The organism is Stenotrophomonas sp. STEN022 (assembly GCF_056760155.1).
The window spans coordinates 1-2,963 of record NZ_JBRREG010000183.1; the positions used below are offsets into that span (position 1 = coordinate 1).

Here is a 2,963-nt window from a genome sequence, read left to right on the forward strand (position 1 = left end):
TTTCCATCGACGTCACCACATGCGCCCACTGCGGCGGGGCGGTGCGGATCGTCGCAAGCATCGAGGAACCCAAAACCATCCGCGCCATCCTCGCCCACTTCGAGAAACACGGCGCGCCCGCCTGGCGCATGTCACCCGCGTGCGTTTCGAGTGGCTGGCCACCGGCCGTGGCCCGCTGGCCTGGGAGGCGGATCCGGACGACATTCCGGCACTCGACGCCGAACTGGTCCACGACCCGCTCGAGCGACGCCTGCTGCAGGCGTTCCGCTGCGGCGGCCGCGAAACGCGGCGCCTGCTGCTGGGACTGGCCGACGCGCAGCTGGCCTCGATCCAGCCGCGCCGCGCCTGAGCATCGTGCCGGGCGGCGCCGTCACGCCGCGCACGTGCGCTCAGAACGACCCGAACATCGTCCCCAGCACGATCACCACCACCAGCGCCACGATCGAGCCGAGCACCGCGGTCACCGCGATGTCGCCGTAGCTGTCGCGGTGGGTGCAGCCGCACACCGCCAGCAGAGTCACCACCGCGCCGTTGTGCGGCAGGCTGTCCAGGGTGCCGGCGCCGATCACCGCCACCCGATGCATCAGCTCCGGCGACAGTCCGGTCTCGTAGGCGATGGCCATGAAAGTCGGACCCAGCGCATCCAGGGCGATGGTCAGGCCGCCGGACGCCGAGCCGGTGAGGCCGGCGAGGATGTTGGTCGCCACCGCCAGCGACACCAGCGGACCGCCGCCGATGCCCAGTACCCAGTCGCGCACGATCTCGAAGGCCGGCATCGCCGCGACCACCGCGCCGAAACCGACCAGGCTGCCCACCGCCAGGATCGGCAGCACCGAGGCGTTGGCGCCGGAGTCCATGCTCGAACGCAGCGAGGGGAAGCGGCGCAGGTTCAGCGCGATGGTGGTGGCGATCGCCGCGGCCAGCGCCACCGACACCGACCACACGCCCGCCACCTCGGACAGCGAGGTTTCGCCGAAGCGCGCGTACTGCAGGTAGGACACGTCCATCCGCGGCAGGATCAGCAGCGACATCAGCAGGTTCACCCCGATCACCACCGCCAGCGGCGCGAACGCAACCAGCGCCGACGGCAGGCCGCTGCCCTGGACGCCATGCGCCGCCTCGGCCGGATCGAAGGGCTGCGCCACCGCCGCGCGTTCGCGCACGATCTCGTCCTCGGCCACCATGCCGGCGTCGGGCGTGGCCAACTCGCCGAAGCCTTCGCCCGCCAGCCGCGCGCGACGTTCGGCGCGGGCCAGCCACCACAGGCCGAACGCCAGCATGATCGCCGAGGCGATCAGGCCCAGCCCGGGCGCGGCGAACGGCGTGGTGCCGAAGAACGGCATCGGGATCGCGTTCTGGATCGAGGGCGTGCCGGGCATGGCCGACATGGTGAAGGTCATCGTGCCCAGCGCCAGCGCCGGCGGCATCAGCCGACGCGGGATGCCGGCGCCGCGGAACAGCACCGCGGCCATCGGCACCAGCACGAAGATCGCCACGAACAGGCTCACCCCGCCGTAGGTCACCAGCGCGCCGGACAGCACCACCGCCAGCATCGCCCGCCGGGTGCCGAGCTTGGCGGTCATGAACGCGGCGATGGCCTCGACCGAGCCGCTGTCCTCCATCAGCTTTCCGAACAGCGCGCCGAGCAGGAACAGCGGGAAGAACTGGGAGATGAATCCGGCGGCGGCCGACATGAAGGTCAAGGTCCAGTGCGCCAGCAGCGGCTCGCCGGAGAACGCCGCCACCACCAACGCCGCGGCCGGCGCCAGCAGCAGCACGCTCCAGCCCCGGTAGGACAGGTACATCAACAGGCCGAGGCCGACCAGCATGCCCAGCAGTCCCATGCTCACACTCCTTCCAGCAGCACGTTCAGGTCGATCGATGAGCGCTTGCCCAGGTTGGCGCCGTCCTGCGCCAGGAAGGACTCGGCCACGCGCCGCCCCTCCTTGTGCAACATCTCCAGGAACGCCCACTCGGCGCTCATCTTCGACGAGGAATCCAGCACGGTGGCCAGGTCGTTGCGCACCAGGTGGATGCGCTTGCTCGCCCAGCGCGCGCCCTCGCAGTTGCCCACGTCGGCCACCTGGCGCAGCAGCGCGATCATGCGCAGTTCCTTGAGCAGGCCGGCGTTGAAGGAAATCTCGTTGATCCGGTTGAGGATCTCGCGCGCGCCGGTCGGCCGGTCGGGACGCTCGACCGGGTTGACCGCGACCAGGATCACGTCGTCCGAATTGCAGTCGCGCACCAGCGGGGTCATGGTCGGGTTGCCGGAGTAGCCGCCGTCCCAGTAGTACTCGCCGTCCACCTCCACCGCCTGGAACATGTTCGGCAGGCAGGCCGAGGCCAGCAGCACGTCCGGGCTCAGTTCGGCGTTGCGGAACACCTTGCCGCGGCCGGTACGCACGTTGGTGGCGGTGATGAACAGCTTGATGTCCGACTTCGACAGCGCGTCGAAATCGAGTGAGCGCTCCAGGATGTCGCGCAGCGGATTGACGCCGAACGGATTGAGGTCGTAGGGCGACCACAGCCGCGACACCAGGTCCATGGCCAGGAACGCCGGCGAGCCCTCCAGGCTCCAGCGTCCCATCAGCACGTCCAGCGGCCCGCGCTGCAGCGGACTGAAGCGCGCTGCGTCGGACACCGCGCGCCAGAACCGGGCCAGCGCCTCGCGCGCGCCCTGGCGACTGCCACGTTCGAAGCCATCGACCAGCACGGCCGCGTTCATCGCGCCTGCGGAAGTACCGGACACGCCATCGATCCGCAGCCACTCCTCTTCCAGCAAGCGGTCGAGCACGCCCCAGGTGAAGGCGCCGTGCGAGCCGCCGCCCTGCAAGGCCAGGTCGATGGACAGGAGTTCGGGCGGCGGGGGCGGCCCGGGGGTTGGGCGGGGCGGCGGCGTGGTGGGGGGGGGGGGGCAGGGGGGGGGGGGGGTGGGGGGGGGGGGCGGGGGGGGGGGGGGGGGG

Annotated in this window: 3 protein-coding genes; 1 reads left to right on the forward strand and 2 read right to left on the reverse strand. The window is 71.0% G+C overall.

Features of this window, described 5'->3' with window-relative positions; all coding sequences use genetic code 11:
• A partial coding sequence (locus ACVOMF_RS20745; RefSeq protein WP_481510953.1) for a hypothetical protein occupies nt 1–349 on the forward strand: 349 nt, incomplete at its 5' end.
• A 40-nt stretch (nt 350–389) separates the two neighbouring features.
• Here ACVOMF_RS20745 and ACVOMF_RS20750 read toward each other — a convergent pair.
• The gene (locus tag ACVOMF_RS20750) at nt 390–1,844 is read right to left on the reverse strand and encodes a GntP family permease (protein WP_019186275.1); all 1,455 of its coding nucleotides are present in this window, start codon (nt 1,842–1,844) and stop codon (nt 390–392) included.
• 2 nt (nt 1,845–1,846) lie between these two features.
• Nucleotides 1,847–2,963: patatin-like phospholipase family protein (locus tag ACVOMF_RS20755; RefSeq protein ID WP_481510954.1), on the reverse strand; the 1,117-nt coding region annotated here is incomplete at its 5' end.